20 protein-coding genes and 1 pseudogene are annotated in these 25,430 nt (G+C 59.8%); 11 read left to right on the forward strand and 10 right to left on the reverse strand.

Annotated elements, in window-relative coordinates; genetic code table 11:
• Window positions 1-97 precede the first annotated feature (97 nt).
• Both FQ187_RS19930 and FQ187_RS19935 read left to right on the forward strand, forming a co-directional pair.
• The gene (locus FQ187_RS19930) at window positions 98-2,128 is read left to right on the forward strand and encodes a methyl-accepting chemotaxis protein (RefSeq protein WP_149630787.1); all 2,031 of its coding nucleotides are present in this window, start codon (window positions 98-100) and stop codon (window positions 2,126-2,128) included.
• Between the two features lie 245 nt (window positions 2,129-2,373).
• Complete coding sequence (locus tag FQ187_RS19935; RefSeq protein WP_149630788.1) at window positions 2,374-2,763, forward strand: hypothetical protein; 390 nt, start codon at window positions 2,374-2,376, stop codon at window positions 2,761-2,763.
• Here the strand turns inward: FQ187_RS19935 and FQ187_RS19940 are convergent, their stop codons facing one another.
• Together FQ187_RS19940 and cra are read right to left on the reverse strand one after the other, a co-directional pair.
• On the reverse strand, window positions 2,764-3,540 hold the full coding sequence (locus FQ187_RS19940; RefSeq protein ID WP_149630789.1) for a TatD family hydrolase: 777 nt from the start codon (window positions 3,538-3,540) through the stop codon (window positions 2,764-2,766). It lies immediately after the preceding gene.
• Between the two features lie 3 nt (window positions 3,541-3,543).
• Window positions 3,544-4,539: a catabolite repressor/activator gene (cra, locus tag FQ187_RS19945; protein WP_149630790.1), complete on the reverse strand. Its 996-nt coding sequence runs from the start codon at window positions 4,537-4,539 to the stop codon at window positions 3,544-3,546.
• 300 nt (window positions 4,540-4,839) lie between these two features.
• Here cra and ptsP point away from each other — a divergent pair, with 300 nt between their 5' ends.
• From ptsP to FQ187_RS19960, 3 genes are read left to right on the forward strand one after another with little or no spacing between them, the layout of a single operon-like run.
• On the forward strand, window positions 4,840-7,701 hold the full coding sequence (gene ptsP, locus FQ187_RS19950) for a phosphoenolpyruvate--protein phosphotransferase (protein WP_149630791.1): 2,862 nt from the start codon (window positions 4,840-4,842) through the stop codon (window positions 7,699-7,701).
• Window positions 7,701-8,642 carry a 1-phosphofructokinase gene (gene pfkB / locus FQ187_RS19955; protein ID WP_149630792.1) on the forward strand — a complete coding sequence of 314 codons (942 nt, stop codon included), beginning with the start codon at window positions 7,701-7,703 and terminating at the stop codon, window positions 8,640-8,642. Before ptsP ends, pfkB begins: the two co-directional genes overlap by 1 nt.
• Window positions 8,643-8,653: 11 nt before the next feature.
• Window positions 8,654-10,393, forward strand: coding sequence for a PTS fructose-like transporter subunit IIB (locus tag FQ187_RS19960; protein ID WP_149630793.1), 1,740 nt, complete (start codon window positions 8,654-8,656; stop codon window positions 10,391-10,393).
• 355 nt (window positions 10,394-10,748) lie between these two features.
• On the opposite strand, the gene FQ187_RS19970 is transcribed toward FQ187_RS19960, so the two are convergent.
• Together FQ187_RS19970 and FQ187_RS19975 are read right to left on the reverse strand one after the other, a co-directional pair.
• Entirely contained in the window at window positions 10,749-10,991 is a 243-nt protein-coding gene (locus FQ187_RS19970) for a hypothetical protein (protein ID WP_149630795.1), read from the reverse strand.
• Window positions 10,988-11,218: pseudogene (locus FQ187_RS19975) on the reverse strand (colicin E3/pyocin S6 family cytotoxin); the annotation flags it as partial. The gene FQ187_RS19970 and the pseudogene FQ187_RS19975, both read right to left, overlap by 4 nt.
• Before the next feature lie 429 nt (window positions 11,219-11,647).
• Here FQ187_RS19975 and FQ187_RS19980 point away from each other — a divergent pair.
• Together FQ187_RS19980 and FQ187_RS19985 are read left to right on the forward strand one after the other, a co-directional pair.
• On the forward strand, window positions 11,648-11,977 hold the full coding sequence (locus FQ187_RS19980) for a DUF6124 family protein (RefSeq protein ID WP_149630796.1): 330 nt from the start codon (window positions 11,648-11,650) through the stop codon (window positions 11,975-11,977).
• A gap of 166 nt (window positions 11,978-12,143) precedes the next feature.
• Window positions 12,144-13,685 carry an alkaline phosphatase gene (locus FQ187_RS19985; RefSeq protein ID WP_149630797.1) on the forward strand — a complete coding sequence of 514 codons (1,542 nt, stop codon included), beginning with the start codon at window positions 12,144-12,146 and terminating at the stop codon, window positions 13,683-13,685.
• A 38-nt stretch (window positions 13,686-13,723) separates the two neighbouring features.
• Here FQ187_RS19985 and FQ187_RS19990 read toward each other — a convergent pair whose 3' ends face one another.
• On the reverse strand, window positions 13,724-16,252 hold the full coding sequence (locus tag FQ187_RS19990; RefSeq protein ID WP_149630798.1) for a sulfite reductase flavoprotein subunit alpha: 2,529 nt from the start codon (window positions 16,250-16,252) through the stop codon (window positions 13,724-13,726).
• A 132-nt stretch (window positions 16,253-16,384) separates the two neighbouring features.
• Complete coding sequence (locus FQ187_RS19995; RefSeq protein WP_149630799.1) at window positions 16,385-18,727, reverse strand: TonB-dependent siderophore receptor; 2,343 nt, start codon at window positions 18,725-18,727, stop codon at window positions 16,385-16,387.
• 206 nt (window positions 18,728-18,933) lie between these two features.
• On the opposite strand from FQ187_RS19995, the gene FQ187_RS20000 reads away from it, so the two are divergent.
• The 4 genes from FQ187_RS20000 to FQ187_RS20015 are packed head-to-tail and all read left to right on the forward strand — an operon-like array spanning window position 18,934 to window position 20,999.
• Window positions 18,934-19,614, forward strand: a complete 681-nt coding sequence (locus FQ187_RS20000; RefSeq protein ID WP_149630800.1) for a Fe2+-dependent dioxygenase — start codon at window positions 18,934-18,936, stop codon at window positions 19,612-19,614.
• A 57-nt stretch (window positions 19,615-19,671) separates the two neighbouring features.
• Entirely contained in the window at window positions 19,672-20,403 is a 732-nt protein-coding gene (locus tag FQ187_RS20005) for a tetratricopeptide repeat protein (RefSeq protein WP_149630816.1), read from the forward strand.
• Window positions 20,404-20,460: 57 nt separating this feature from the next.
• Window positions 20,461-20,724 (forward strand): CopG family ribbon-helix-helix protein, encoded by a 264-nt coding sequence (locus tag FQ187_RS20010; protein WP_149630801.1) that lies wholly within the window; start codon window positions 20,461-20,463, stop codon window positions 20,722-20,724.
• Window positions 20,724-20,999 carry a type II toxin-antitoxin system RelE/ParE family toxin gene (locus FQ187_RS20015; RefSeq protein WP_149630802.1) on the forward strand — a complete coding sequence of 92 codons (276 nt, stop codon included), beginning with the start codon at window positions 20,724-20,726 and terminating at the stop codon, window positions 20,997-20,999. Before FQ187_RS20010 ends, FQ187_RS20015 begins: the two co-directional genes overlap by 1 nt.
• An 80-nt stretch (window positions 21,000-21,079) precedes the next feature.
• On the opposite strand, the gene FQ187_RS20020 is transcribed toward FQ187_RS20015, so the two are convergent.
• The 4 genes from FQ187_RS20020 to FQ187_RS20040 all read right to left on the reverse strand — a co-directional run bounded on the left by FQ187_RS20020 (window position 21,080) and on the right by FQ187_RS20040 (window position 25,426).
• Window positions 21,080-22,243 carry a type III PLP-dependent enzyme gene (locus tag FQ187_RS20020; RefSeq protein WP_033058084.1) on the reverse strand — a complete coding sequence of 388 codons (1,164 nt, stop codon included), beginning with the start codon at window positions 22,241-22,243 and terminating at the stop codon, window positions 21,080-21,082.
• Between the two features lie 469 nt (window positions 22,244-22,712).
• Complete coding sequence (locus tag FQ187_RS20030) at window positions 22,713-23,870, reverse strand: betaine/proline/choline family ABC transporter ATP-binding protein (protein ID WP_046045813.1); 1,158 nt, start codon at window positions 23,868-23,870, stop codon at window positions 22,713-22,715.
• Complete coding sequence (locus tag FQ187_RS20035; RefSeq protein WP_149630804.1) at window positions 23,867-24,520, reverse strand: ABC transporter permease; 654 nt, start codon at window positions 24,518-24,520, stop codon at window positions 23,867-23,869. The genes FQ187_RS20030 and FQ187_RS20035 overlap by 4 nt, the downstream gene beginning before the upstream one ends.
• A gap of 12 nt (window positions 24,521-24,532) precedes the next feature.
• On the reverse strand, window positions 24,533-25,426 hold the full coding sequence (locus FQ187_RS20040; protein WP_149630805.1) for a glycine betaine ABC transporter substrate-binding protein: 894 nt from the start codon (window positions 25,424-25,426) through the stop codon (window positions 24,533-24,535).
• Window positions 25,427-25,430 lie beyond the last annotated feature (4 nt).

The raw sequence follows: 25,430 nt of genomic DNA on the forward strand, positions 1-25,430 counted from the left end.
CTCCGATTTGAGCTATACAGAGACAGCGCCGAATAGTGGCTATCTGCTCTCGGCCCGCGCCTGCCAATAAAAATAAGAAATCAAAGGGAGACTTCCAGTGAAGAGCTTGCTCTATCCCGCCGTCGCGCTGATGAACCGCCTGAGCTTTGGCATGAAGTTCAGCCTGATCAGCGTGCTGTTCCTTGTGCCGATGCTGGTGACCAACTTCTATCTGGTGCGCGATTCTTATCGAGAATTCCAGGGCACCCGGGTCGAGCTGCAGAGCCTTGACCTGCTGGGCAACAGCCTGACGTTACGGCGTGATCTGGAAACCCTGAACAACCTGGTGCAGATCAACGTCACCCTTGGTCAGTCCGGCAAGGCCGGCAATGTCGAATCGCAGATCAGTACCCTGGGGCAAAGTGTGCTGACCCGTTTGCAAGGGCTGACGGCGATGACCGCGGACCCCGAGCAAATCATGGTTTTCGATGGCAAACGCGATGAAATGATCGCCGCGTTCAAGGCCCAGCAAACGGAAAACTCCCTGCAAAGCAAAAGCGCGATGATCGGCAAGTTGCTCGGCAACGCGCAAATTTTCAGCCAGATCATCGCCAGTCAGGCCGGCCTCAGCCGCGACACCCAGAGCGACATGCGCCAGCTGAGCGAACTCATTACCAATGTCACCCCGCCCGTGACCCAGCTTCTGGGCGAAGGCCGGGCGATGGGCTCTTTTTCGCTGGGGCAGGGCTTTCTCAACTCAGCATCGAGTACCCGTTTTGATGAGTTGCTGGCGCAGATCGAAAAACTGCACGCCGAATATGCCCTGAAGTTGCAGGACGCGCTGGGTTCCAGCAAAGCGGCACGGGAAACCCTGGCGGTTCAGGCTGATAGCAGCAAGGCATCGTTGAAAAAGGCCAGTGAACTGTTCGAAGAGCAGGTAGTGATGGCCGACACGCTGGATGCGCCGTGGCAGGGCTTTTACGATCAGGTCACGGGCCTGATGGACCAGACCTACCAACTCAATGAAGCCACCCTGAAGTTTCTCGGCTCCCAGTTACAACAGCGACTGGAGCAGAACCGCACCCACATGGTCTTGCAGGCCGTGGCGCTGTCGGTGGTGTTTGTGTTGATTTTTTACCTCTATGGCGGCTTCTACGCCTCGACCCGCACCACCCTCAAGCGTCTTGGGGCGGTGATGGACAAGGTCGCGGCCGGCGACATGACGGTGACCTTCAGCGCCAACAGCCGCGATGAACTGGGTGAGTTGGGCGAAGTGTTCAATGGCACCGTGAAGAAAATCCATGACCTGATCGAGCGGGTCGGCCAGACCGTCAGTGAAGTCGAGCGCCAGGCCGGGCAGGTGGAGAACGTTTCCGCCCAGAGCAACCAGGCGGTGGCGGGGCAGCGCACGCAGATCGAGCAGGTTGCCACGGCCATGAACCAGATGTCGGCCACGTCCCTTGAGGTTGCACGCAGTGCCGCAGCCGCGGTCAGCAGCGCCCATAGCGTCAACGACGAGACCATCAGCGGTCGTGGGCTGGTGGAGTCCCAGCAGGGCAGCATCGCTGCACTGGCCAGTGAGATCGATCAGTCGGTGCTGGTGATCAATCAGCTGGCCAGCGACAGCCAGTCCATCAGCCGTGTGCTGGAGGTGATCAAGAGCATCGCCGAACAGACCAACCTTCTGGCCCTCAACGCCGCCATCGAAGCCGCTCGGGCCGGTGAACAGGGGCGTGGTTTTGCGGTGGTGGCCGATGAGGTCAGAACCCTGGCCAAGCGCACTCAGCAATCGACCGAGGAAATCGAGCAGATGATCGCCAAGCTGCATAGCGGTGTCGGCGCTGCGGTGAAGGCGATGGGTACCAGTCATCAGATGGCCAACGGCACGGTAGGGCAGTCGGAAAAGGTTCAGCAAGCGCTGGAAAACATCCTCGGTGCCGTCGGCATGATCGTCGATCAGAATCAGCAAATTGCCGCAGCGGTAGAGCAGCAGACCGCCGTGGCCCATGACATCGACCAGAATATTGTCGAGATCAACCGCGCCGGTGAGCGTACCGCCGAAGGTGCACACCAGACCGAAGACGCCAGTCGTGCGTTGTCGGCCCAGGTGGTGGAGTTGAAGCAGCTGATCAGCGCGTTCCGGGTTTAAAGAACTCTGCGGCGCAAAAAAAATGTGGGAGCGGGCTTGCTCGCGAAAGCGGCCTGACAGGCGACATCTATGTTGAATGTTGATCAGCCTTCGCGAGCAAGCCCGCTCCCACAGGTATGTGTGCTCTGTCTGTAGTATTTGTTCCCTCCTCAGGTCGGCAATGTCCGATTTACCTCCGGCGTCTGGCTTTTCGTCTTTAATGAAGGAAGATCAATCACTTGGATCTGCCCTGAGGAGGCTTGGTTATGTCTGCTGCAACGATTGGAATCCAGGGGCATTGCGCTCATTGCGCGAGCACACTTCTGCTCAAACCCTGGCAACTCAACGCCATTGCAATCAACGAAGCGTTCGCGTGTTCCCACTGCCAGAAAGCCTTGCAACTGAACGATCCGAAACAGATCAAGCGCTTCAAGTCCCTCGACTCCCTGGCATTGCTGCGGGCGAGCACGTTGGTCATGGTTTGCACCGCGTTGCTGGTGGCGTTGGTGTTGGAGTGGATCGGGATGTTCAGCGTCGTGGAGCAGCTGAATTTTTCGCTGCTGGCGATTTTCGTCTATTTCGCCGTCATGCGGTTTGCCCGGCACCGGCAACACATGACGCTGACGCTGGAAGCCGCCAAGGCCCACGCCGACTGATTACCAGTTGAACAGCTCACAGGCATTGGCCGTGCTGGCGGTGGCCAATCGCTCAGGGCTGATCGCCATGATCCCGGCCAGTGCCGAGCAGATTGCCGGCAGGTGCGTCGGGCTGTTGCGTTGGCCGGGGAACATGGCGGGCGCCATGTCCGGAGAATCGGTTTCCAGTACCACCGATTCAAGCGGCAAATCGGCCAGTACACGATGCATGCGCAGGGCTTGAGGCCAGGTCGCTGCACCGCCCAGGCCCAGTTTGAAACCGAGCTTGATGTATTCGCGGGCTTCTTCTTTGCTGCCGGCGAAGGCGTGAATGATCCCCGCACGTTTCAAGCGAAACCGTTTAAGCGTGGCAATCACCGCCGCATGGCTGCGTCGCACATGAATCAGCGCAGGAAGATTGAAGTCCGCCGCCAGTTGCAGTTGCGCATCGAACAGTGCCTGTTGGCGTTCACGGTCCAGGGTTTCGATAAAGTAATCCAGACCGATCTCGCCCACCGCGCACAACTGCCGATGACCCGCCAACCGGGTCAGCCAATCACCCAGTTCGTGTAAATCTTCAGGGCGATGATCATCCAGATACACCGGATGCAAACCGAACGCCGCATACAGATCGGGGTCGCTTTGCACCAGATCCCAGACCCGCTGCCAATTGCCCTGATAAACCCCCAGCACCACCATCCGCCGCACGTAGAGGGCGCGGCTCTCGGCCAGCAGCGCCTGACGATCCTCGTCGAAGTCCGGAAAATCCAGATGAGTGTGGCTGTCGATCAGCTCCACGGTTCAGTCCTGGCGAATACGCTGCTTGAAAGTCCGTGCGATGGCCTGCACGCCGGGTCGGTAATCCGATTGCTCGATGGCGGCCAGGGCCAGGGCCAGGGCCTTGTCGGCGATAAGCTGATGCTGCTGGGCCATGGCGTTGACCGGCAGCGGCAGGAAATCCAGCAACTGCGTGTCGCCGAAGGTGCCGAGGTGCAGCGGGCGGGTTTTGAGCGGGAAGTCGTGCAAGGCATCGAATACGCCCTGAAGCAGCACGTAGGACGTGGTCACCAGCGCATCCGGCAAATGACCCAGACGCTGTAGCAGTTCTTCCATCAACTGTTTGCCGCACTCACGGCTGAACGACTCGCCGTGCTCGATCAGCACCTCGCCTTTGAACCCGTCCAACGCTTCTTTGAAACCGCCCGCCCGCTCCTGGCTGATGCTCAATTCGGGGCGTGCGCCGATCAGTGCGATCTGCTTGGGCAGCGGGTCCAGTAGACTGCGGGTCAGTTGCAGGCTGGCCTCGCGGTCATCACTGATAACCGAGCAGAAGTGCTCAGGCTCCATGACCCGGTCGATCGCGATGATCGGAATGCCCTTGGCCTGCAATTGGCGATAGCTGTCATCGCCGGCCGGCAGGCAACTGGCAACGATCAATGCATCGCAGCGCCGGGCCCGGAACAGTTTCAGCAATTGCCGTTCGCTGTCCGGCGCATCGTCGGAACTGGCGATCAGCAGCTGATAGCCGCGAGCCCGGGCGCCTTGTTCCAGCAGTTTGGCGATTCGTGCGTAACTGGGGTTTTCCAGGTCCGGCAGAATGAAACCCAAGGTGCGGGTATGCCGACTGCGCAGCCCGGCAGCCTGGGGATTGGGCGTAAAGCCATGTTGTTCGACGACCGCGCGCACGCGCTCGACGGTGGCACTGCTGATACGTTGTTGTTCTGCCTTGCCATTGATGACATAGCTGGCGGTGGTAACGGACACACCGGCCAACTGGGCGATATCACTGAGTTTCAACCCGGGTTTTCCTTGTTTTTTCGAGCTTGCCCGATATTTTCGCCAATCCTACCCGATTCAGGCAGACGACCATTGTCGCAGCACATCCGACAATTGGACTTCAAGGATGAGACATTATCGAGTAACGTGCCAATCATTCTAGATTAAACGTTTCAGCAAGCGTATTTTCTACGTTGTAGGCTCCTTTGCCGGTTCTGCCGCGAAACCGCCAAAACTGCCCCTGAAAAGGCGTGCCTAAGCGTCTAAGCTGAATCACTCAAAACAATACCTGGCGTCACAAGGCGCCAAAAAGGAGAAAGCATGCTCGAGCTCACCATAGAGCAGATATCCATGAGCCAGTCGGCTGTGGATAAGTCCGCAGCGTTGCAGCTGCTGGCGCAGCATCTGGTCACCGATGGCCTGGTGGCCGAGGGTTATCTCGCCGGGTTGCAGGCGCGCGAAGCCCAGGGCTCGACCTTTCTCGGTCAAGGTATTGCCATCCCCCACGGTACGCCGGAAACCCGCGATCAGGTGTTTTCCACCGGCGTGCGGCTGATGCAATTCCCTGAAGGCGTGGACTGGGGCGACGGTCAGATCGTCTACCTGGCGATTGGTATTGCAGCCAAATCCGACGAACACCTGCGTCTATTGCAACTGCTGACCCGCGCCCTCGGCGAAACCGACCTGGGCCAGGCGCTGCGCCGCGCCAGTTCCGCCGAAGCCTTGTTGAAGCTGTTGCAAGGCGCGCCGCAGGAACTGGCGCTGGATGCACAGATGATCGGCCTCGGTGTGTCCGCCGATGACTTCGAAGAGCTGGTCTGGCGCGGTGCACGTTTGCTGCGTCAGGCCGACTGCGTGAGCAACGGTTTCTCCGCCGTGTTGCAGCAGGTCGATGCGTTGCCACTGGGCGATGGCCTGTGGTGGCTGCACAGCGAGCAAACGGTCAAGCGTCCGGGCCTGGCCTTCGTTACGCCGGACAAGCCAATGCGTTACCTCGGCCAGCCGCTCAGCGGCCTGTTCTGCCTGGCCAGCCTCGGTGAAGCCCATCAGGCCTTGCTCGAACGCCTTTGTGCGTTGCTGATCGAAGGTCGCGGCCACGAATTGGGCCGCGCCACCAGCAGCCGCAAAGTCCTCGAAGTCCTTGGCGGGGAACTGCCGGCCGATTGGCCCAGCGCTCGCATCGCGCTGGCCAACGCCCACGGCTTGCACGCGCGTCCGGCGAAGATCCTCGCGCAACTGGCGAAAAGTTTTGAAGGCGAAATCCGCGTACGTATTGTCGATGGCCAGGACAGCGCCGTGTCAGTGAAGAGCTTGAGCAAACTGCTCAGCCTCGGCGCCCGTCGCGGTCAGGTGCTGGAATTCATCGCCGAACCGAGCATCGCCGCCGATGCCTTGCCAGCCTTGCTGGCCGCCATCGAAGAAGGCCTCGGTGAAGAAGTCGAACCGCTGCCAGCCGTGAGCCAACAGCGCGAAGTGTTTGCCGATGTGGCCGAAGTGGTCCTCGCGCCAGCCTCCGGCAGCCTGGTTCAGGCCATCGCCGCCGCACCGGGCATCGCCATCGGCCCGGCGCACATTCAAGTGCTGCAAACCATTGATTACCCGCTGCGCGGTGAGTCTGCCGCCATCGAGCGCGAGCGTCTCCAACAGGCGTTGGCGGATGTGCGGCGCGACATCGAAGGCCTGATTGAACGCAGCAAGTCCAAGGCTATTCGAGAGATTTTCATCACCCACCAGGAAATGCTCGACGACCCGGAATTGACCGATGAAGTCGATACCCGTCTCAAGCAGGGCGAAAGCGCCGAAGCGGCGTGGATGGCGGTGATTGAAGCGGCGGCCAAACAACAGGAATCGCTGCAGGACGCCTTGCTCGCCGAACGTGCCGCCGACTTGCGTGATATCGGCCGTCGAGTGCTGGCGCAACTGAGTGGCGTCGAAACCCCGAGCGAGCCTGAGCAACCGTACATTCTGGTGATGGATGAAGTCGGTCCGTCCGATGTCGCCCGCCTTGATCCCGCCCGCGTTGCCGGCATCCTTACCGCCCGTGGCGGTGCTACCGCGCACAGTGCGATTGTCGCTCGAGCGCTTGGTATTCCAGCGCTGGTCGGCGCCGGCCCGGCCGTGTTGCTGTTGGCGCCGGGCACGCCACTGCTGATTGATGGCCAACGCGGTCGCCTGCACGTGGACGCCGACGCGGCGACCTTGCAGCGCGCCACCGAAGAGCGCGACACCCGCGAGCTGCGTCTGAAAGCAGCCGCCGAACAACGTCATCAACCAGCACTGACCACCGACGGTCACGCAGTCGAAGTGTTCGCCAACATCGGCGAAAGCGCCGGCGTGACCAGCGCGGTGGAGCAGGGCGCCGAAGGCATTGGCCTGCTGCGCACCGAACTGATTTTCATGGCCCACTCGCAAGCGCCGGACGAAGCGACCCAAGAGGTTGAATACCGACGTGTACTCGATGGTCTGGCCGGTCGGCCGCTGGTGGTGCGTACTCTCGATGTTGGCGGCGACAAACCGCTGCCGTATTGGCCGATCGCCAAAGAAGAAAACCCGTTCCTCGGCGTACGCGGTATTCGCCTGACCCTGCAACGTCCGCACATCATGGAAGCGCAATTGCGCGCCTTGCTCCGTGCTGCGGACAACCGTCCATTGCGGATCATGTTCCCGATGGTCGGCAGTGTCGAAGAGTGGCGCCAGGCGCGGGACATGACCGAACGCCTGCGTCTGGAAATTCCGGTTGCAGACCTGCAATTGGGGATCATGATTGAAGTGCCGTCAGCTGCATTGCTGGCGCCGGTGCTGGCCAAAGAGGTCGACTTCTTCAGCGTCGGCACCAATGACCTGACCCAATACACCCTGGCCATCGACCGTGGTCATCCGACCTTGTCGGCCCAGGCTGACGGCTTGCACCCGGCGGTGCTGCAACTGATCGACATCACCGTGCGTGCGGCGCATGTCAACGGCAAGTGGGTCGGCGTGTGCGGCGAGTTGGCGGCCGATCCGCTGGCGGTGCCGGTGCTGGTCGGACTGGGTGTGGACGAGCTCAGTGTGTCGGGTCGCAGCATTGCCGAGGTCAAGGCGCGGGTTCGCGAACTCAGCCTGGCCCAGACCCAAATCCTTGCCCAACAGGCCCTGGCCGTGGGCAGCGCCAATGAAGTGCGCGCATTAGTGGAGGCCCTGTAATGGCCAAGATCCTGACCCTGACCCTCAACCCGGCGCTGGACCTCACGGTCCAGTTGCCGCTACTTGCCCCCGGCCAAGTCAACCGAAGCGACGAGATGCACACGCATGCCGCCGGTAAAGGCGTGAACGTGGCACAAGTGCTGGCGGACCTTGGGCATCAGCTCACGGTCAGCGGTTTCCTCGGGGAGGACAACCTCCAGGCGTTCGAAACCCTGTTCGCCAAACGCGGGTTTGTCGACGCGTTCATCCGTGTTCCGGGTGAGACTCGCAGCAACATCAAACTGGCGGAAAGCGATGGGCGCATCACCGACATCAACGGTCCCGGTCCTTTGGTGAGTGAAGCCGCGCAACAGGCGTTGCTTGATCGACTTGATCAGATTGCACCCGATCATGACGCGGTCGTCGTTGCCGGCAGCCTGCCTCAAGGCATCAGTGCGCAGTGGTTGCAGGCGTTGATTGTGCGTTTGAAAAATCTCGGTTTGAACGTGGCGCTGGACACCAGCGGTGAAGCCTTGCGGGCGGCGCTCAAGGCTGGTCCGTGGCTGATCAAACCCAATACCGAAGAGCTGGCCGACGCGCTCGGCTGCGAAGTGGTTTCGGTGGCTGCGCAAGCGCACGCCGCGAGCCGCTTGCACGCTCAAGGCATCGAGCACGTGGTGATCTCCGACGGCGCCGATGGCGTGAACTGGTTCAGTGTCGGCTCGGCGATGCATGCCACGCCGCCCAAGGTCAGTGTTGTCAGCACCGTGGGCGCAGGCGATTCGTTACTGGCCGGCATGCTCCACGGTTTGCTCAGTGCCGACACGCCTGAACAGACCTTGCGCACCGCCACGGCGATTGCCGCGATGGCGGTCACCCAGATCGGTTTTGGTATTGGCGACGCCACGCAGTTGGCGCGGCTCGAACAGGGCGTGCGCATGCGCACCCTGACAGAACAATAAGAGGGTTTGTCATGAAGTTAGCCATTGTTACGGCCTGCCCGAACGGCATGGTCACCAGTGTGCTGTGCGCCCGTTTGCTTGATGCGGCGGCCCAGCGTCAGGGCTGGAGCACCAGTGTCGAAGTCAACGATGCCGCGCACCCTGAACGCCAATTGTCGGCGGCCACGATCGAGGCGGCCGAATGGGTGTTGCTGGTGACCAGCGCACCGGTGGATATGTCGAGATTCGTCGGCAAGCGGGTGTTCCAGAGTACCCCGGCGCAAGCCCTGCAAGATGTCGAAGCGGTGCTGCGTCGCGGTGCTGAAGAGGCTCAGGTTTACGTCGCCCCCGACGCCGTGGCCGAGCCTGTCGCCCCCGTAAAAAACGCCCCGCGTCTGGTCGCGATTACTGCGTGTCCGACCGGCGTCGCTCACACGTTCATGGCTGCCGAGGCTTTGCAGCAAGCGGCCAAGCGTTTGGGCTACGACCTGCAAGTGGAAACCCAGGGCTCGGTCGGCGCGCGCAATCCGTTGAGTGCAGCGGCGATTGCCGATGCGGACGTGGTGCTGCTGGCCTGCGATATCGAAGTCGCCACCGAGCGTTTCGCCGGCAAGAAGATTTACCGTTGCGGCACCGGCATCGCCCTCAAACAAGCCGAAGCGACGCTGAACAAAGCGTTGGCCGAAGGCACGCAGGAAACCGCTTCGAGCGGTGCCAAAGGCCCGGCCAAGCAAGAGAAAACCGGTGTCTACAAACACCTGCTGACGGGCGTGTCGTTCATGCTGCCGATGGTGGTGGCGGGCGGTCTGATGATCGCCTTGTCGTTCGTGTTCGGCATCACCGCGTTCAAGGAGCCGGGCACGCTCGCGGCGGCATTGATGCAGATCGGCGGCGAGACCGCATTCAAGCTGATGGTGCCGCTGCTGGCGGGTTACATCGCCTACTCGATCGCCGACCGTCCGGGCCTGGCGCCGGGGATGATTGGCGGCCTGCTGGCAAGCACCCTCGGTGCCGGTTTTATCGGCGGGATCATTGCCGGCTTCATCGCCGGTTACGCGGCGCAGGCGATCAACCGTTATGCGCGCTTGCCACAAAGTCTTGAGGCGCTGAAGCCGATCCTGATCATCCCGTTGCTGGCGAGTCTGTTCACTGGTCTGGTGATGATCTACGTGGTGGGCAAACCGGTGGCCGGGATGCTCGAAGGCCTCACGCACTTCCTCGACAGCATGGGCACCACCAACGCGATTCTGCTCGGTGTGTTGCTGGGCGGAATGATGTGCGTCGACCTTGGCGGGCCAATCAACAAAGCCGCGTATGCGTTCTCGGTGGGGCTGCTGGCGTCACAAAGTTATGCACCGATGGCCGCGACCATGGCAGCCGGCATGGTGCCGCCGATTGGCTTGGGCATCGCTACGTTTATTGCGCGGCGCAAGTTTGCTCAGACCGAACGCGAAGCCGGTAAAGCGGCGTTGGTGTTGGGGCTGTGCTTCATCTCCGAAGGCGCAATTCCGTTTGCCGCGAAAGACCCGCTGCGGGTGATCCCGGCGAGCATCGCCGGTGGTGCGCTGGCCGGTGCGTTGTCGATGTACTTCGGCTGCAAACTGATGGCGCCGCACGGCGGATTATTCGTGCTGGCGATCCCGAATGCGATCAACCATGCGCTGTTGTACCTGCTGGCGATTGTGGCCGGGAGTCTGCTGACGGCGGTGGCGTATGCGGTGCTCAAGCGGCCGGAAGTCGTTGAGCTGGCAATAGAGCCTGTCAGCGCCTGACACCCAACCCTGTGGGAGCGAGCAAGCCCGCTCCCACAAGGGATCTGCTGTGTTGGCCATTCACTGATGACGTTGGAGTGGGTTACTCGATACACACCAACTGCACGATGTGGTTCTCGTCTCTCAGGGTTCTGCCGGTCCAGTCTTCAAGTGTTCGCACTTGTTCTAGCGAAAGATCGTAGCCGTCAAACTCATCCTCTGGTGTATGCCAATCCATTAGTTTTGCTAGTTTCTTTTGACGGCTATTGGGTATTTCCACACTCAGGAGAAGCTCCTCACTGTGTCTGTCGAAGACCTCTATGACATGTTTCATTTTTCTTTAAATCCAGGCCCTGAGATGCGCGCCATTCACGGCTCACTCGTAGCTGCTGAGATACAGCATTAGCTCCTTGGGGAGTTCAATCATTGCGAGATTCTCAATGGCTTTAACCTGTTCGGCGGATAGTAGATGGCTTGCTATGGCATCCTCTTCTTCATGCCAAGCCATTATTGGCATCAGGGCATCCGTTGTAATGGACCGGGACAAATCCACCTCGAATACAGCCAAGTCACCGTTTTCAGGTATTCCATAAATCTGAAACTTCAGTTCGTATTTCATGGTTCAACCGCTCTGGTTTTATTTGCTGGCTTTGTCTGGCCCCCCGTCTCCGGATTGAACTCACCGAGGTGTTTGCCACGCTTGTTGTACTTTTCCAGCGCCCCATGTTGAGAGTCCCATTCGTAGATCGTACCGTCTTCATCTTTCCATCTATCGCGTAACCCACCGCCTTTTTTTGGAGTTTTAGGTGTTACGCGTTTGGGGCCTGGGAACGCAGGGAAGCCTTGAACCTACTTGGCTTGCTCAGGGCTGGCGTTAGGACGTTTCCTAAATATGGCGCTGAAATTTCCTATTCCTTGATAGGGCCGGGAGCTGCGATGTTTTGCATCAAAGTGCCGCCGTCCTGGGGCTACACGACGTTGCGTCGTTGCCTACAACTGCGCCAGAATCCGCCGGCTTGTGCGCCGTGGCGGCCATCGGTAACTTGATTTGCGTCACTGATCCTCAGTGATCGGGTTTAGTAGCCCGTGGTTGTCAGTAATGTGCATGAGCTCCATTCAGTCAGGTATTCATATCCCTGCACTTGATGGTGGTTGTGCGTAGGGCGCCTTTGGGCGCGCCGGTATTGCTGACTCCCCCGGTCTACTAACCTGCGCACAGCCGCCACCCTTCTTTTAGTAGAGAAGCGAAACGGCTCCAGTCTGGAGCAGCAAATTATGTTCAAGGTAACGCCTAATCCGCCGGACACTGAACCGGCATCCCCAAACGAAAACCTCGATTCTGAAAAGCTCTACGATACCGTTGACCGAGTCCTCGAGCCCCCGCGCCAACCCAGCAACATCTTCCTCATCGCCCCCGATATCGATAACCAAACCCTGCTGGAATACGCCTGTGAATCGCTGGCATCAGCGAATGTCATGGCGAGTGATTTCGCGAGGTATCTGCAAGGATCGCAATGCAACACGATGTTGGGGATTCAGCAGTCGATCATGCTGGGAGAACTGGCGGTGAACCGTGTGCTGGATAATCTCGATCCGCCCGGCTAGTCGCCGGATATTGTGGGAGCGGGCTTGCTCGCGAAGACGGATTGGCATTCAACAAATATGTTGGCTGTTAAACCGCTATCGCGAGCAAGCTCGCTCCCACAGGGATCGCATTTTCACATCAGCGTCATGCGGGCGTGTTTAAGTTTTCCTTTTCAGGGAGAGCACCATGAGCGAATTCGACGTCAGCCGCCGTCGTGTCATACAAGCCGTCGGTGCCGGGCTGTTGTTGCCAGGCCTGGCGCCGGCGGTGATTGCTTCGGTCAAGGATCGGCCACAACTCACCGATGGCGTGCAGTCTGGTGACGTGCTGGGCGACCGGGCGATGATTTGGAGCCGCTGCGATCGCCCGGCGCGGATGGTGGTGGAATGGGACACCCGCAGCCTGTTCAGCACCCCCCGTCGTTTTGTCTCGCCATTGGCCGTCTCCGGTACCGATTTCACTGCCCGCGTCGAGCTCACTGGCCTGCCCGCCGATCAGGCAATTTTCTACCGCGTGCACTTCGAAGACGCCCAGAGCGGCGTCGCCAGCGAACCCTGGTTCGGCCATCTGCGCAGCGTGCCGCAAACCCGTCGCGACATCCGTTTCGTCTGGAGTGGCGACACTGCCGGCCAGGGCTTCGGCATCAACCCGGACATCGGCGGTATGCGCATCTACGAAGCCATGCGTTTGCGCCTGCCAGACTTCTTTATCCACAGCGGCGACACCATCTACGCCGATGGCCCCGTACCGGCGCAGCTCACAACAGAGAGCGGCCGCGTGTGGCGCAACATCACCACTGAAGCCAAGAGCAAAGTCGCCGAAACCCTCGACGATTATCGCGGCAATTACCGCTACAACCTGATGGACGAAAACATCCGCCGCTTCAACGCCGAGGTCCCGCAGATCTGGCAGTGGGATGATCATGAAGTGGTGAACAACTGGTCGCCGGGCAAGCAGTTGGATGTGCGCTACAAGAGCAAAGATATCCACAGCCTGGTCGGTCGCGCGCGTCAGGCCTGGCTCGAATACGCACCGATGCGGTTGCAGAGCGCCGATGGTGGCGGGCGGATTTATCGCAAGCTCGGTTACGGTCCGTTGCTCGATGTGTTCGTGCTCGACATGCGCAGCTATCGCGGGGCCAATGACGACAACCTGGGTACCGCTAAACCGTTCCTTGGCCGAGAACAGCTGGACTGGCTCAAACGTGAGTTGAAGGACTCCAATGCCCAGTGGAAAGTCATCGCTGCTGATATGCCAATTGGCCTCGGCGTATCGGATGGTGAAGTCAGTCCCGGTGTGGCGCGCTGGGAAGCCGTGGCCAATGGCGATCCGGGACCGGCCCAGGGGCGTGAACTGGAAATCGCCGAATTGTTGGGTTTTCTGCGGGCGCAGCAGGTGCGCAATTTTGTCTGGCTGACGGCGGACGTGCATTACTGCGCAGCGCACCATTACCACCCGGACCGTGCGGCGTTTCAGGATTTCGAACCGTTCTGGGAGTTTGTCGCCGGGCCTTTGAATGCGGGGAGTTTCGGGCCTGAATCGCTGGATAAGACCTTTGGTCCCGAGGTGGTGTTCGAGAAAACACCACCGGCACAGAACACCTCACCGTTTGCCGGTTTTCAGTTTTTTGGTGAGGTGAATATTGATGGGCAGACGGGGGAGATGAGTGTGGTGTTGCGGGATCTGGATGGGGTTTCTGTTTTCGAACAGAAATTGCAGCCGGTTTGAAATGAAGTCGCGAGCTGGCACCAGACCCCTGTGGGGGGTCAGTAGACGTCGCGTCGGTAGCGGCATTGCTCGATCAGGCGGTCGACCTCTGCAATTCCGAGTATTTCGTTGAGCACGTGATCCACGCCTGAAGCCATCCCTTGCAAGCTGCCGCAGATGTAAATGACCGCACCCTCGGCCAGCCATTTTTTCAACTCGCCCGCCGACTCGCGCAGTCGATCCTGCACGTAGATCTTCTCGGCCTGATCCCGCGAGAACGCCAGGTCCAGGCGCTCCAGATCCCCGGAAATCAGCCATTCCTCAAGCTCGGTGCGACACAGATAGTCATGCTCGCGATTGCGTTCGCCGAACAACAGCCAATGACGTTGCTGCCCATCGGCGATCCGCGCCTTGAGCAAACTGCGCAGCCCGGCCAGGCCGGTGCCATTGCCCAGGAGGATCATCGGCACCGGTTCGACCGGCAGGTGGAAACCGCTGTTGCGCCGTACGCGCAGGCTGATGGTGCCGCCCACCGGGGCGTGTTCGGTCAGCCAGCCGGAGCCGACGCCCAGGCTGCCGTCGGGATGCAGTTCCTGGCGCACGATCAGTTCGAGTACGCCATCGGCGGCGATCGAGGCGATGGAGTATTCGCGCATGGCCAGGGGCACCAGCGCATCCACCAGCGCCTGGGCATGCAGGCCGACCAGGTGAGCTCTGTTTGCTGGCAGTTGTCGACTGGCGAGGGCTTGCTCCAGCGGTTGTGACAGGCCACCGAGCGCAACCGTGGCGCGACCGTCAATGCCCAGGCCATTGAGGAAATGTTCGATCGCCCAGGGACAATTGCGCGGCAACACTTCCACCAAGTCACCGGCCAGCCAACTGCTGGTAGTGGGGGCGGTGAGGCCGAGCAAGTAAACGCCCGAACCGCTGCTGTCAGGGTTGAGCAACTCACGGCGGGTCAGGTTCCAGTTGTCATAGCTTGGCGCTTGCCAGGTGTCCACGGGCGTCTGTCCGGTCAACAGACCCAGTTGCTGCTGCCAGTGACGCAAGGCGTAAGGGTCGCCGCTGTCGACCTCCACAGGCGCGAACAGGGTCTTGCCGCCGTGCTCGCCCAGCCACGTGTGCAAGCGTCGAGCGAAGCCGCAGAAGTGCTGATACTGCCGATCACCGAGGCCGAGCACGGCGTAGTTCAGGCTTTCCAGGCTCAACGTCCGGCCCAGCACTTTGCGCTCAAACCCCCGGGCGCTGTCCGGCGCTTCACCGTCGCCGAAGGTGCTGACCACGAACAACGCATTGCTGGAATCACGCAAGTCTTGCTCGCTGACGTCCGCCAGCGGCTGAACCTTCACCGGCAGGCCCGCAGCCTGCAATTGCCCGGCGGTCTGCCACGCCAGTTGCTCGGCGAAGCCGCTCTGGCTGGCGAAGCCGATCAGCCATGCAGGCGTGTCGCTACCCGGTTGTGCGAGGCCTTTGCGGGCATCCTTGATCTGCTTTTTCTTGCGTCGACGATCGAGGTACAACAACCAGCCAGTGACGAAAAACAGCGGCATCGTCAGCGCACTAATCGTCAGGATAATCCGCCCGATAATGCCGAAGTAGCTGCCGACGTGCAGCGCGTAAATGCTGGTCAGCAGTTGCGCCTTGAGGCTCTTGTCGCTGTAGCGGTCATGTCGGGCGACGATGCCGGTTGCCGGGTCCAGCGTGATCTGGTTCAGCGCCCGGTCGTGGGGCGAGCTGTTCAACAGATAGAACACGGTGGCCGGCTGCCTGGCCACGGGCGGCATGCGGATGTTGTAGGCACTCAGTGCGGGACCTGCAGCGCTGTAGATGCTGCTCCACATCGCTGCGTAATCGGCGGTGGGCGCCGGGCCGCTTGGCGCCGGGCCGCGACCGCCGCGAACGCGCTCATTCTGCGGTGAGTCGGAAAGCAATCGGGTCAGGCCCTTGTTGTACCACTCATAGGACCAGGACAACCCGGTGAGCGCTGCCAGGAGGTAAAACACCAGGCACCAGGTACCGGCCACCGAGTGCAAATCCCAGTTGAAGCTGCGGCCTTTTTTCTTCCAGTCGAGGGTCAGCCAGGCACGCCAGCTTTTCCACTGGCGCGGCCAGCGCAGGTAAAGACCGGACAGGCAGAAGAACAGCAGAATCAGCGTGCACGCGCCGGTGATTTGCCGACCGCTATCGCCGATGGCGAGAAAGCGGTGCAGTTGCAGCATCAGGCCGAAGAAATCCTGGCCAGTGGCGTCGCCCATGAACTCGGCGGTGTACGGATTGAAGTAGCGCATCTGCCCACGGCGCTCGCCCGGTGGCGGGGTAAAGATTACCCGTGCCGCGTTGCCGCTGTCGGTCTCGACCCAGAGCATCGAGACTTTCTTGCCCGAGGCACCTTCGATTTTTTCCACCAGTTCGGCGGGCGGCAGGACGCCGGCGACCTGCTTCTCGACCTGCAGCACAGAAGGGTTCAGCGCGCGCAGGATTTCATCCTGAAACGACACCGTCGCCCCGGTGATGCCCATCAGGGCCAGGACCAGTCCGGCGCTGATGCCGAAAAACCAGTGCAACTGGAACAGGGTTTTCTTCAACACGTCGCTCGCCTTGTTCGTTCGAAAATAGTGATCACGGCGCGCATTATGCCGTGGGTTGTCGAGAAACATTCTTTTTTACGCACAAAAGCCCCGCTCACCTGGATGAACGGGGCCCTGGTTTTCACGCGTCTATCAGAAGTGGAAGTTGGTACTCAGCAATGCCGTACGGCCCGCCGCCTGGTTGGCGAAGTGGGTCGAGAAAGCCTTGTCGTAGTAGGTTTCGTCGGTCAGGTTCTGCACGTTCAGTTGCAGGTCGACGTTTTTGCTCAGCTTGTACGCGGCCATTGCGTCGTAACGAACGTAGGAATCAACCATGGTGGTGTTGGCCACGCTGCCGAACACATCATCGACATAAAATGCACCGCCGCCGATGGTCAGCTTCGGCGTGACCTGATAAGTCGTCCACAGGCTGGCACTGTTTTTCGGTGTGTTAGGCAGCTCGTTGCCTTCAGTGGCGCGGTTCAGCGGGCCGGCATCGACCTGCTCGCTGTCCATGTATGCGTAACCGGCGAACACTTGCCATTTGTCGTTGATCTTGCCGCTGGCCGACAGTTCGATACCTTGAACGCGGCTTTTGCCTGCGTTTTCATAGGCGGTTGTGTCGACTTGAACGCGAGCGTTTTCTTTCTCGGTGCGGAAGATGTCGGCGGTCAACGACAGGCGATCGTTCAGCAGGTCCCACTTGGTACCGATTTCGTAGTTCTTGGTGGTTTCCGGCTCCATGTCGCTTTTGAGCACATCTTTGTTGCGATCAACCGTGCCACCCAGCGGGTTGCCGTCCATGCCTTCGCCGAGGGTGGCGCCAGGTGGAGTGGCAGAAGTCGCGTAGGACGCATAAATGCTGCCGTTTTCGGCCGGCTTGTAGACCACACCGAATTGACCGGTGACGAATTCGCTGGTGTCTTTGCCTTTTGCAGGTACGCCTTTGTTTACGACAGTCGCCCCTGCGCTGTCAAAGGTGCGGTACTGGGTGTCGAAATGGTCATAACGCAGACCCATATTTACCAGCCATTGCTTGGACAACTCCAGCGTGTCGAACACATACAGCGCATAGGTGTTGGCTTTGGTGTCGGTGCCAGCGTAGTTACGCGAGATTGCCCCGTTCCATGGGTCGTTCGGGTTCGGGTTCGACAGCGAGGTGCAGTTGTAACCGCTCGGTGCGCCAATCATCGCCGGTGTGCAGTTAGTGCTTGCAGCAGGCGCGGTCGTTCTCGGGGTGGTGTCGGTGTTGACGTCATACGAGGACTTTTCGCTTTCCTCGCGGCTCAACTCGATACCGGTAGAGAAGCTGTTTTTGAATCCGGCGATGTAGACGTCGCCAAACAGATCGGTCTGGTTAGTGGTGGTTTCGGTGTTGCTGCCCCGGGTGTTGGCCCGACGCCAGACGCTGCCGTTGTTGACGTTGCCCTTGCTGTCGTCCGGCTGGGTCAGGATGTAGTCCTGCATGCTGGTGCCGTGGCGCAGGGTGTTCTTGACTGTCAGCGCGTCGCTCAGGTCGTGCTCGATGGCGATGGTTGCGGTGTCGGTGCGGCCCTTGCGGAAGTCGCGGCCGTCGAGACCGTAGAAGTTGCTGCTGTCGCCGCCATCGTCAGGCTTGTCCGGGTTGGACTTGGTGCGAGCCGTCGAGCCCGCGACCGGAATGCTGTATGGAATGCCGGAATCTGGCGTGTCGTTGCTTTCCAGGTGGTAGTAGTCGAGGTTGACGCGAGTGTCGGTGCCCAGGCCGAAGGCCAGCGACGGTGCGATGCCCCAACGGTCGTAGTCGACGCTGTCACGGCCAGCAACGTTGCTTTCGTGGCTCATCAGGTTCAGACGGCCAGCGGCGGTGTCGGTGAACTGATAGTTGCCATCCATGGTGTAACGCTGGGTCTGGTCGGAACCCCAGGTGAAACCGCCATCGAGCGAATTGCCAAGGTGCGCCTTTTTGCTCACCAGGTTGATGCTGCCACCGGCAGCGCCACGGCCGCCCATGGCCGAGTTCGGGCCTTTGCTGACTTCGATCGACTCAACAGCGAAGATCTCTCGGCTCTGCGAACCGGTATCGCGCACGCCGTCCAGATACGTATCGCCCTGGGCATCGAAGCCGCGGATGAATGGGCGGTCGCCTTGCGGGTTGCCGCCTTCACCGGCACCGAAGGTGATGCCTGGAACAGTGCGCAGCGCGTCCTGCATGTTGAGGGCGCCAGTGTCCTTGAGCACTTGTTGCGGGATGACGGTGATCGAACGCGGCGTGTCCACAAGCGGCGCGGTGTACTTGGGCGAGGAGGCTTTTTCGACGTTGTAGGAAGTCTCGTCCTGAGCCTCGCCAGTGATGGCGGTAGCGCCCAGAGAAATCACATTACTCGGTGCTTTTTCGTCAGCTTTTTCCGCCGCGAAAACCATGTGGCCCGCAGAACCGGCAGTAATCGCCATGCCAATGGCCGATGCGAGCAAACGTGGTGAACTGACCGGTACTTGTGGTTGTTGACGTGACATTTGTATTCCCCTCCCCAAGGATTTGAGGCCGCGGAATATAGGGTAAACAGGTATTTGTATCAATTGCGAAACGTTACTATTCGCGAGGAATTTACATTCTTTACAATTTACCCTTACGGTTTTTGCTGTCTCGTTCGTCATGGGGGTTTTACAGGGTCAATAAGAATCAATATCATTGCTGCCTCTTTGTCTTCAGGTGTCATCCCATGCTGCTGCACATTCCCGGCGTATTCGCGAAAGAAGAAGTGCAGCGCATCCGCGAGGCTCTGGAGCAGGCAGATTGGGCGGACGGCAAGATCACCGCCGGCTACCAGTCGGCAAAGGCCAAGCACAATCTGCAACTGCCTGAAGGTCATCCGCTGGCCAAGGAAGTCGGCGCGGCGATGCTGGAACGGCTGTGGAAAAATCCGCTGTTCATGTCAGCGGCGTTGCCGCACAAGGTCTTTCCTCCATTGCTGAACTGTTACACGACTGGCGGCAGTTTCGACTTTCACATCGACAACGCCGTGCGCCAGCCCAAGGGCAGCATCGAGCGGGTGCGCACCGATTTGTCGGCCACTCTGTTCTTCAGCGAACCGGACGACTACGACGGCGGTGAACTGGAAATCCAGGACACTTTCGGCACCCAACGGGTGAAGTTGCCGGCCGGCGACATGGTTCTGTACCCCGGCACCAGCCTGCACAAGGTCAACGCCGTGACGCGCGGCACTCGCTACGCCTCGTTCTTCTGGACCCAAAGCCTGGTCCGCGAAGACAGCCAGCGCGCCTTGCTGTTCGAGATGGACGGGGCGATCCAGCAACTGACCCAGGACATGCCCGACCACCCTTCGCTGATTCGCCTCACCGGCACTTATCACAACCTGTTGCGTCGCTGGGTTGAGGTGTAAGTGTCGGACTATCGTTTACGCCGTGAGGAAGTCCTCGACGGTGATCGGCTAAAAGCGATGCTCGACGAAAGCCCGGCACGTGCCGCCCAGGCGATTCTGATCGCTGCCCGCGAAGGCGTTCTCGATGCTCAGGCTTGGCTCGGGCAAATTCTGCTGGATGGCCAAGGTATCGAGCAGGATCAGCCGTTGGCTGTGCGTTGGTTCGAGATCGCTGCCCAGGGCGGGCACTTGATGGCGCGCAATATGCTCGGTCGTTGTCATGAACATGGCTGGGGTTGCGTTGCCGATGCTTCGGTCGCCGCGGGGCATTATCGCCAGGCCGCCGAAGCCGGGCTGGATTGGGCGTTGTACAACTACGCCAATCTGCTGGCGACTGGGCGCGGGGTTACCGAGAACCAGCGGCAAGCACTGAATTTGTATCGCTGCGCGGCTGAGCTGGGCCATGCGAAGTCGATGAACCTCCTGGGGCGTTATCTGGAAGACGGGCGGGTGTGTCCCGCAGATCCGCAAACTGCGCGTGACTGGTATCGACGCTCGGCACTCGGCGGGGATTTTCGTGGGCAGTTCAGTTACGCCGCTGTGCTGGCGGATGAAGGCAATATCGACGAGGCGCTGGACTGGCTGCACAAGGCACTGGACGGTGGGAACCTGAATTTCTTGCGGGTGGCGAGCAAGGCGCTGTTGAGCGCTGTAAATCCGCAGATTCGTGGATTGGCGGCCCTCTACCATCGACGCGTCGTTCAGATGAGCGATGAGCGGAGCGTGTCAGGGGTTGTTGAGTTGGTTTAAATCACTATGATTGGAAACTAATCACACCTCATCAAATTGCATCCTGGAGATGAAATCATGGCTGCAACCAAAGTCCTGACTGCCCATGTACCCCTGGAACTGGCTGATAAAGTCGATCAGATGGCTGCGAGGATGGAGCGTTCACGGGGCTGGATCGTGAAGCAGGCGCTTGCCGACTGGGTAGACCTGGAGGAAGAGCGAAGCCGACTGACCCGCGAGGCAATGGCTGACGTTGATGCTGGGCGGGTGATTGATCATCAATCTGTCCAGGCGTGGGCAGAAAGTTTGAGTACTGAAAATCCGTTACCGGTGCCGCGCTAATGGAGTTGAAGTGGACGAGTAAAGCGTTATCGGATCTTGCCCGGCTTTTTGAGTTTCTTGCAGTGGTCAATCGTCCTGCGGCAGCTCGTACTGTGCAATCCCTCACTGAGGCTCCCACGGCCTTACTCAGCAATCCGCGAATCGGAGAGCGAGTCGACGAGTTTGAACCGCGAGATGTGCGACGACTATTGGTCGGTCATTACGAAATGCGGTATGAGATTCACGGCTCCACGCTTTACATCCTTCGTCTGTGGCATGTACGAGAACACCGATAACGCCTGCTCCGACAGCCTGGACATCAGGCACAAAAAAGCCCATGACGCGTCATGGGCTTTTTACGTTTCGCGTGTAGCGCTTACACGTAAAACGACTTCAGCGGCGGGAAGCCATTGAACTCAACCGCGCTATAACTGGTGGTATACGCACCGGTCGACAACCAGTACAAACGATCACCAATCGCCAGGTTCAGCGGCAAACCGTACTTGTAGTTTTCGTACATGATGTCGGCGCTGTCGCAGGTCGGGCCGGCGATGACCACTTCTTCCATCTCGCCTTTCTTCTCGGTCCAGATCGGGAACTTGATGGCTTCGTCCATGGTTTCGATCAGGCCGGAGAACTTGCCCACATCCGTGTACACCCATCGCTCTACAGCGGTACGGGATTTACGGGCGACCAGCACCACTTCACTGACCAGGATGCCGGCGTTGGCGATTAGCGAACGGCCCGGTTCCAGGATGATTTCCGGCAGTTCGTCACCGAAGTCTTCCTTGAGGAAGCGGATGATTTCTTCAGCGTAGGTTTCCAGGCTGTTGGTGCGGGTGATGTAGTTGGCCGGGAAGCCGCCGCCCATGTTGATCAGCTTCAGGTGAATGCCGTCTTCTTCTTTCAGGCGTTCGAAGATCACTTTGACCTTGGCGATCGCCGCGTCCCAGACGCTGATGTCGCGCTGTTGCGAGCCGACGTGGAACGAGATGCCGTACGGCACCAGGCCCAGGTCGCGAGCGAGGATCAGCAGGTCCATGGCCATGTCGGTCTGGCAGCCGAATTTGCGCGACAAAGGCCAGTCAGCGGTGGTCGAGCCTTCGGTGAGGATGCGCACGTAGACTTTCGAACCCGGTGCTGCCTTGGCGATGTTGCGCAGGTCGGCTTCGGAGTCGGTGGCATACAGACGCACGCCCTTCTCGTAGAAGTAGCGAATGTCCTTGGATTTCTTGATGGTGTTGCCGTAGCTGATGCGATCCGGGCCAACGCCCTGGTTCATCACTTTATCGAGCTCGTAGATCGAGGCGATGTCGAAGTTCGAGCCTTTCTCTTTGAGCAGGTCGATGATTTCGACGGCCGGGTTGGCCTTGACCGCGTAGTAGACCTTGGCGAATTCGAAACCGGCGCGCAGATCGTCATAGGCCTGGCTGATCATCGCGGTGTCGATCACCACGAACGGGGTTTCTTGTTTGTCGGCGAAGGCCTTCATTTTGTTGAAGGTATCGCGCGCGAAATAGTCTTCGACGTTGATCGACATGCTGGGAGCTCCTACTGGCAAACTGAAATTAACAATGGGTGCAAATGAACGTCCTCCGTATCCCCACTTTGGTTCGCCTACTTCCCAAGGCATGTCGCCGAAAGCAAAAAGGCCATGGGAAGCGGTGCTTTCCCTTGGCCTTGCTGTCTCGTCGTCAGTACTTGAGCCGGATGGATCGTTTCCAGCATGGACGTTCGGCGCGAACTTTAGGGCGTGAGGGGCTTGAGATCAACAAAAAATGTCGCGTTTTTGCACGCATCCGTCGTGCGGTCCTGGACAGCTACTGATGTAACCGACCTGCATGACAGTGTGATGTTCCCGTAGTAGGGATATTTGCGGCGGATTCAGCGGGATTTGTGGTGCCCCATTCGCGAGCAAGCCCGCTCCCACAGGGGATTTGTGTTGATGCATGGATTGCATGCACATCACAGGTCCAATGTGGGAGCGGGCTTGCTCGCGAAGGCGTCGGTCAGGCCACCGCAGTCTCAGCCGGCGACACAATGCTGGTCTTGCCACCACGGGACTTTCCGGAGCTCAAATACTCGGCAATCGATTCTTGGGTCACCTCCCCAAGGAACACCCGCTCCGCATCCATCACCGGCAACCACGAACGGTTGAACTCGTACATGCGCGACAGCAGGATGCGCAAATGCTCGTCGTAGGCCGCTGTGGCGTTGAACTCGCGCAGGTATTGCGCGCAGGTGCCGGTCTGACGGTGCAGGTCGCGACGGCGCACGTAGCCCAAGGCCTTGTTGTCGGCACAGGTGACCACCACGTAGCGACGGTCCAGTTCGTCCATCAGTTCCAGCGCTTCGGCCACCGGCGTTTCCGGGCTCACCGACGGCGCGTTGTCCGCCGCGTCTTCGGCTTTCACCAGCAACAGACGCTTGAGGGTGCTGTCCTGGCCGACGAAGTTGCTGACAAAGTCATCCGCCGGGTGCGCCAGCAGCGTGTCCGGGTGATCGATCTGCAGCAGTTTGCCGGCGCGGAAGATTGCGATCTTGTCGCCCAGCTTGATGGCTTCATCGATGTCGTGGCTGACCATGATCACGGTCTTGTTCAGCGCGCGCTGCATTTCGAAAAACTCGTTCTGGATCATCTCGCGGTTGATCGGGTCGACCGCGCCGAATGGCTCATCCATCAACAGCAATGGCGCATCCGCCGCCAGCGCACGAATCACGCCGATCCGCTGCTGCTGACCACCGGACAGTTCACGCGGGTAGCGATTCAGGTACTGCTTGGGTTCCAGCTTGATCATGCTCATCAACTCGCGAGCGCGGTCGTGGCATTTCTGTTTGTCCCAGCCCAGCAGGCGCGGAACGATGGTGATATTTTCCTCGATGGTCATGTTCGGGAACAGACCGATCTGCTGGATCACATAACCGATGTTGCGGCGCAGGGTCACGGCGTCGAGGTCGGTGGTGTCTTCGCCGTTGATCAGGATCTTGCCGGAGGTCGGCTTGATCAGGCGATTGATCATTTTCAGCGTGGTGCTTTTGCCGCAACCCGATGGCCCGAGGAACACACAGATCTCGCCTTCATTGACGGTCAGGCTTACCGAGTCCACGGCTTTCACATCTTTGCCGTTGCTTTGGAAGGTCTTGCTGAGGTTTTGAAGTTCGATCATTTGAGCAGTCCTTTTGGAGTCAGCGTGCGTTGCAGCCATTGCAGAAGCAGGTCGGCGAAGATGGCCAGAAGACTGACCAGCACGGCGCCGACAATCAGCATCGACATGTCGCTGCGGCTGATGGAAGCGAGAATGAGTACGCCGAGGCCACCGGCGCCGATGGTGGCGGCGATGGTCATCACACCAATGTTCATGACCACGGCGGTGCGCACACCGGCGAGGATCACTGGCACCGCGATCGGCAGTTCGACCATGCGCAGGCGCTGGCCGAAGGTCATGCCGATGCCGCGGGCGGCTTCGCGAATGCCAGGATCGACGCCGGTCAGGGCGAGGTAGGTGTTACGCATGATCGGCAGCAGTGAGTACAAAAACACCGCAGTGATCGCCGGCATCGGGCCCAGGCCCTGGCCGAATTTGGAGTAGAACGGCAGCAGCAGGCCGAACAGCGCAATCGACGGCACGGTCAGCAGCACCGTGGCGCTGGCCTGCAAGGGGCCGGCGAGGGTCGGGAAGCGCGTCATCAGGATGCCCAGCGGCACGCCGGCCAGAATCGCCAGGGTCACGGCGATGCCGACGAGGGTGATGTGCTGCCCGGTCAGTTGCAGGACCAATGGCCAGTCGAGATGGGAAAAGGCGTTCAGAAATTCCATGGCTTTTCCTCCTCAGTTGATGGGGTGCTGGCGCAGGAAATCGGCGGCAACGGATGAAGGGCTTTCGTGATCGACATCAACCCGCGCGTTGAGCTGGCGCATGGTGACGTCGTCGAACAGTTCGGCCAGCGGCTTGAGCTCTTCGGCGAGTTTCGGATGGGCATCGAGGTAAACCTGGCGCACCACCGGCGCAGCGGTGTAGTCCGGGAAGTAATGTTTGTCGTCTTCCAGCAGTTTCAGCTTGAAGGCGTTCAAACGACCGTCCGTGGTGTAGACCAGGCCGGCAAACACCTGACCATTGCGCAGGGCGGTGTAGACCAGCCCGGCATCCATCTGGCGGATGTTTTTGCGGGTCAGGTTCATGCCGTAGAGGTCGACCATGCCGTCCAGCCCGTCGGAGCGGTTGGCGAACTCGGTGTCCAGCGCCACCAGGTGATTGGTCTTCGCCTCAGCCTGCATCACCGTGTTCAGCTCGCTGATGGTGTTGATCTGCGGATACGCCTTCGCGGTGCTTTCTGGCAGGGCCAGGGCGTAGGTGTTGCTGAATTTCGACGGGGTGAGCCAGATCAGGCCTTTTTTCGCGTCGAGTTCTTTCACCTTGGCGTAGGACTGAGCGCTGTCGAGCTTGTCGGTGACATGGTTGTAAGCCACCAGCGACACGCCGGTGTATTCCCACATCAAATCCAGCTGACCACTTTCGTGGGCGCTGCGAGCCAGGTTGCTGCCCAGACCGCCGGTCACCTGAGTGTCGTAACCCTTGGTGCGCAGGTATTGGGAGGTGATTTCCGCCAGCAGGGTTTGTTCGGTGAACACCCGGGCGCCGATGCGGATCACTGGTTTTTCAGCGGCTTGGGCAAATCCTGCGAACAGCAGAACGCAGCCTATTAAAAAGCTTAATTTCTTCATAAAT

Origin of the sequence: Pseudomonas sp. ANT_J28, from assembly GCF_008370005.1 — a bacterium.
GTDB classification, from domain to species: Bacteria; Pseudomonadota; Gammaproteobacteria; order Pseudomonadales; family Pseudomonadaceae; genus Aquipseudomonas; species Aquipseudomonas frigoris.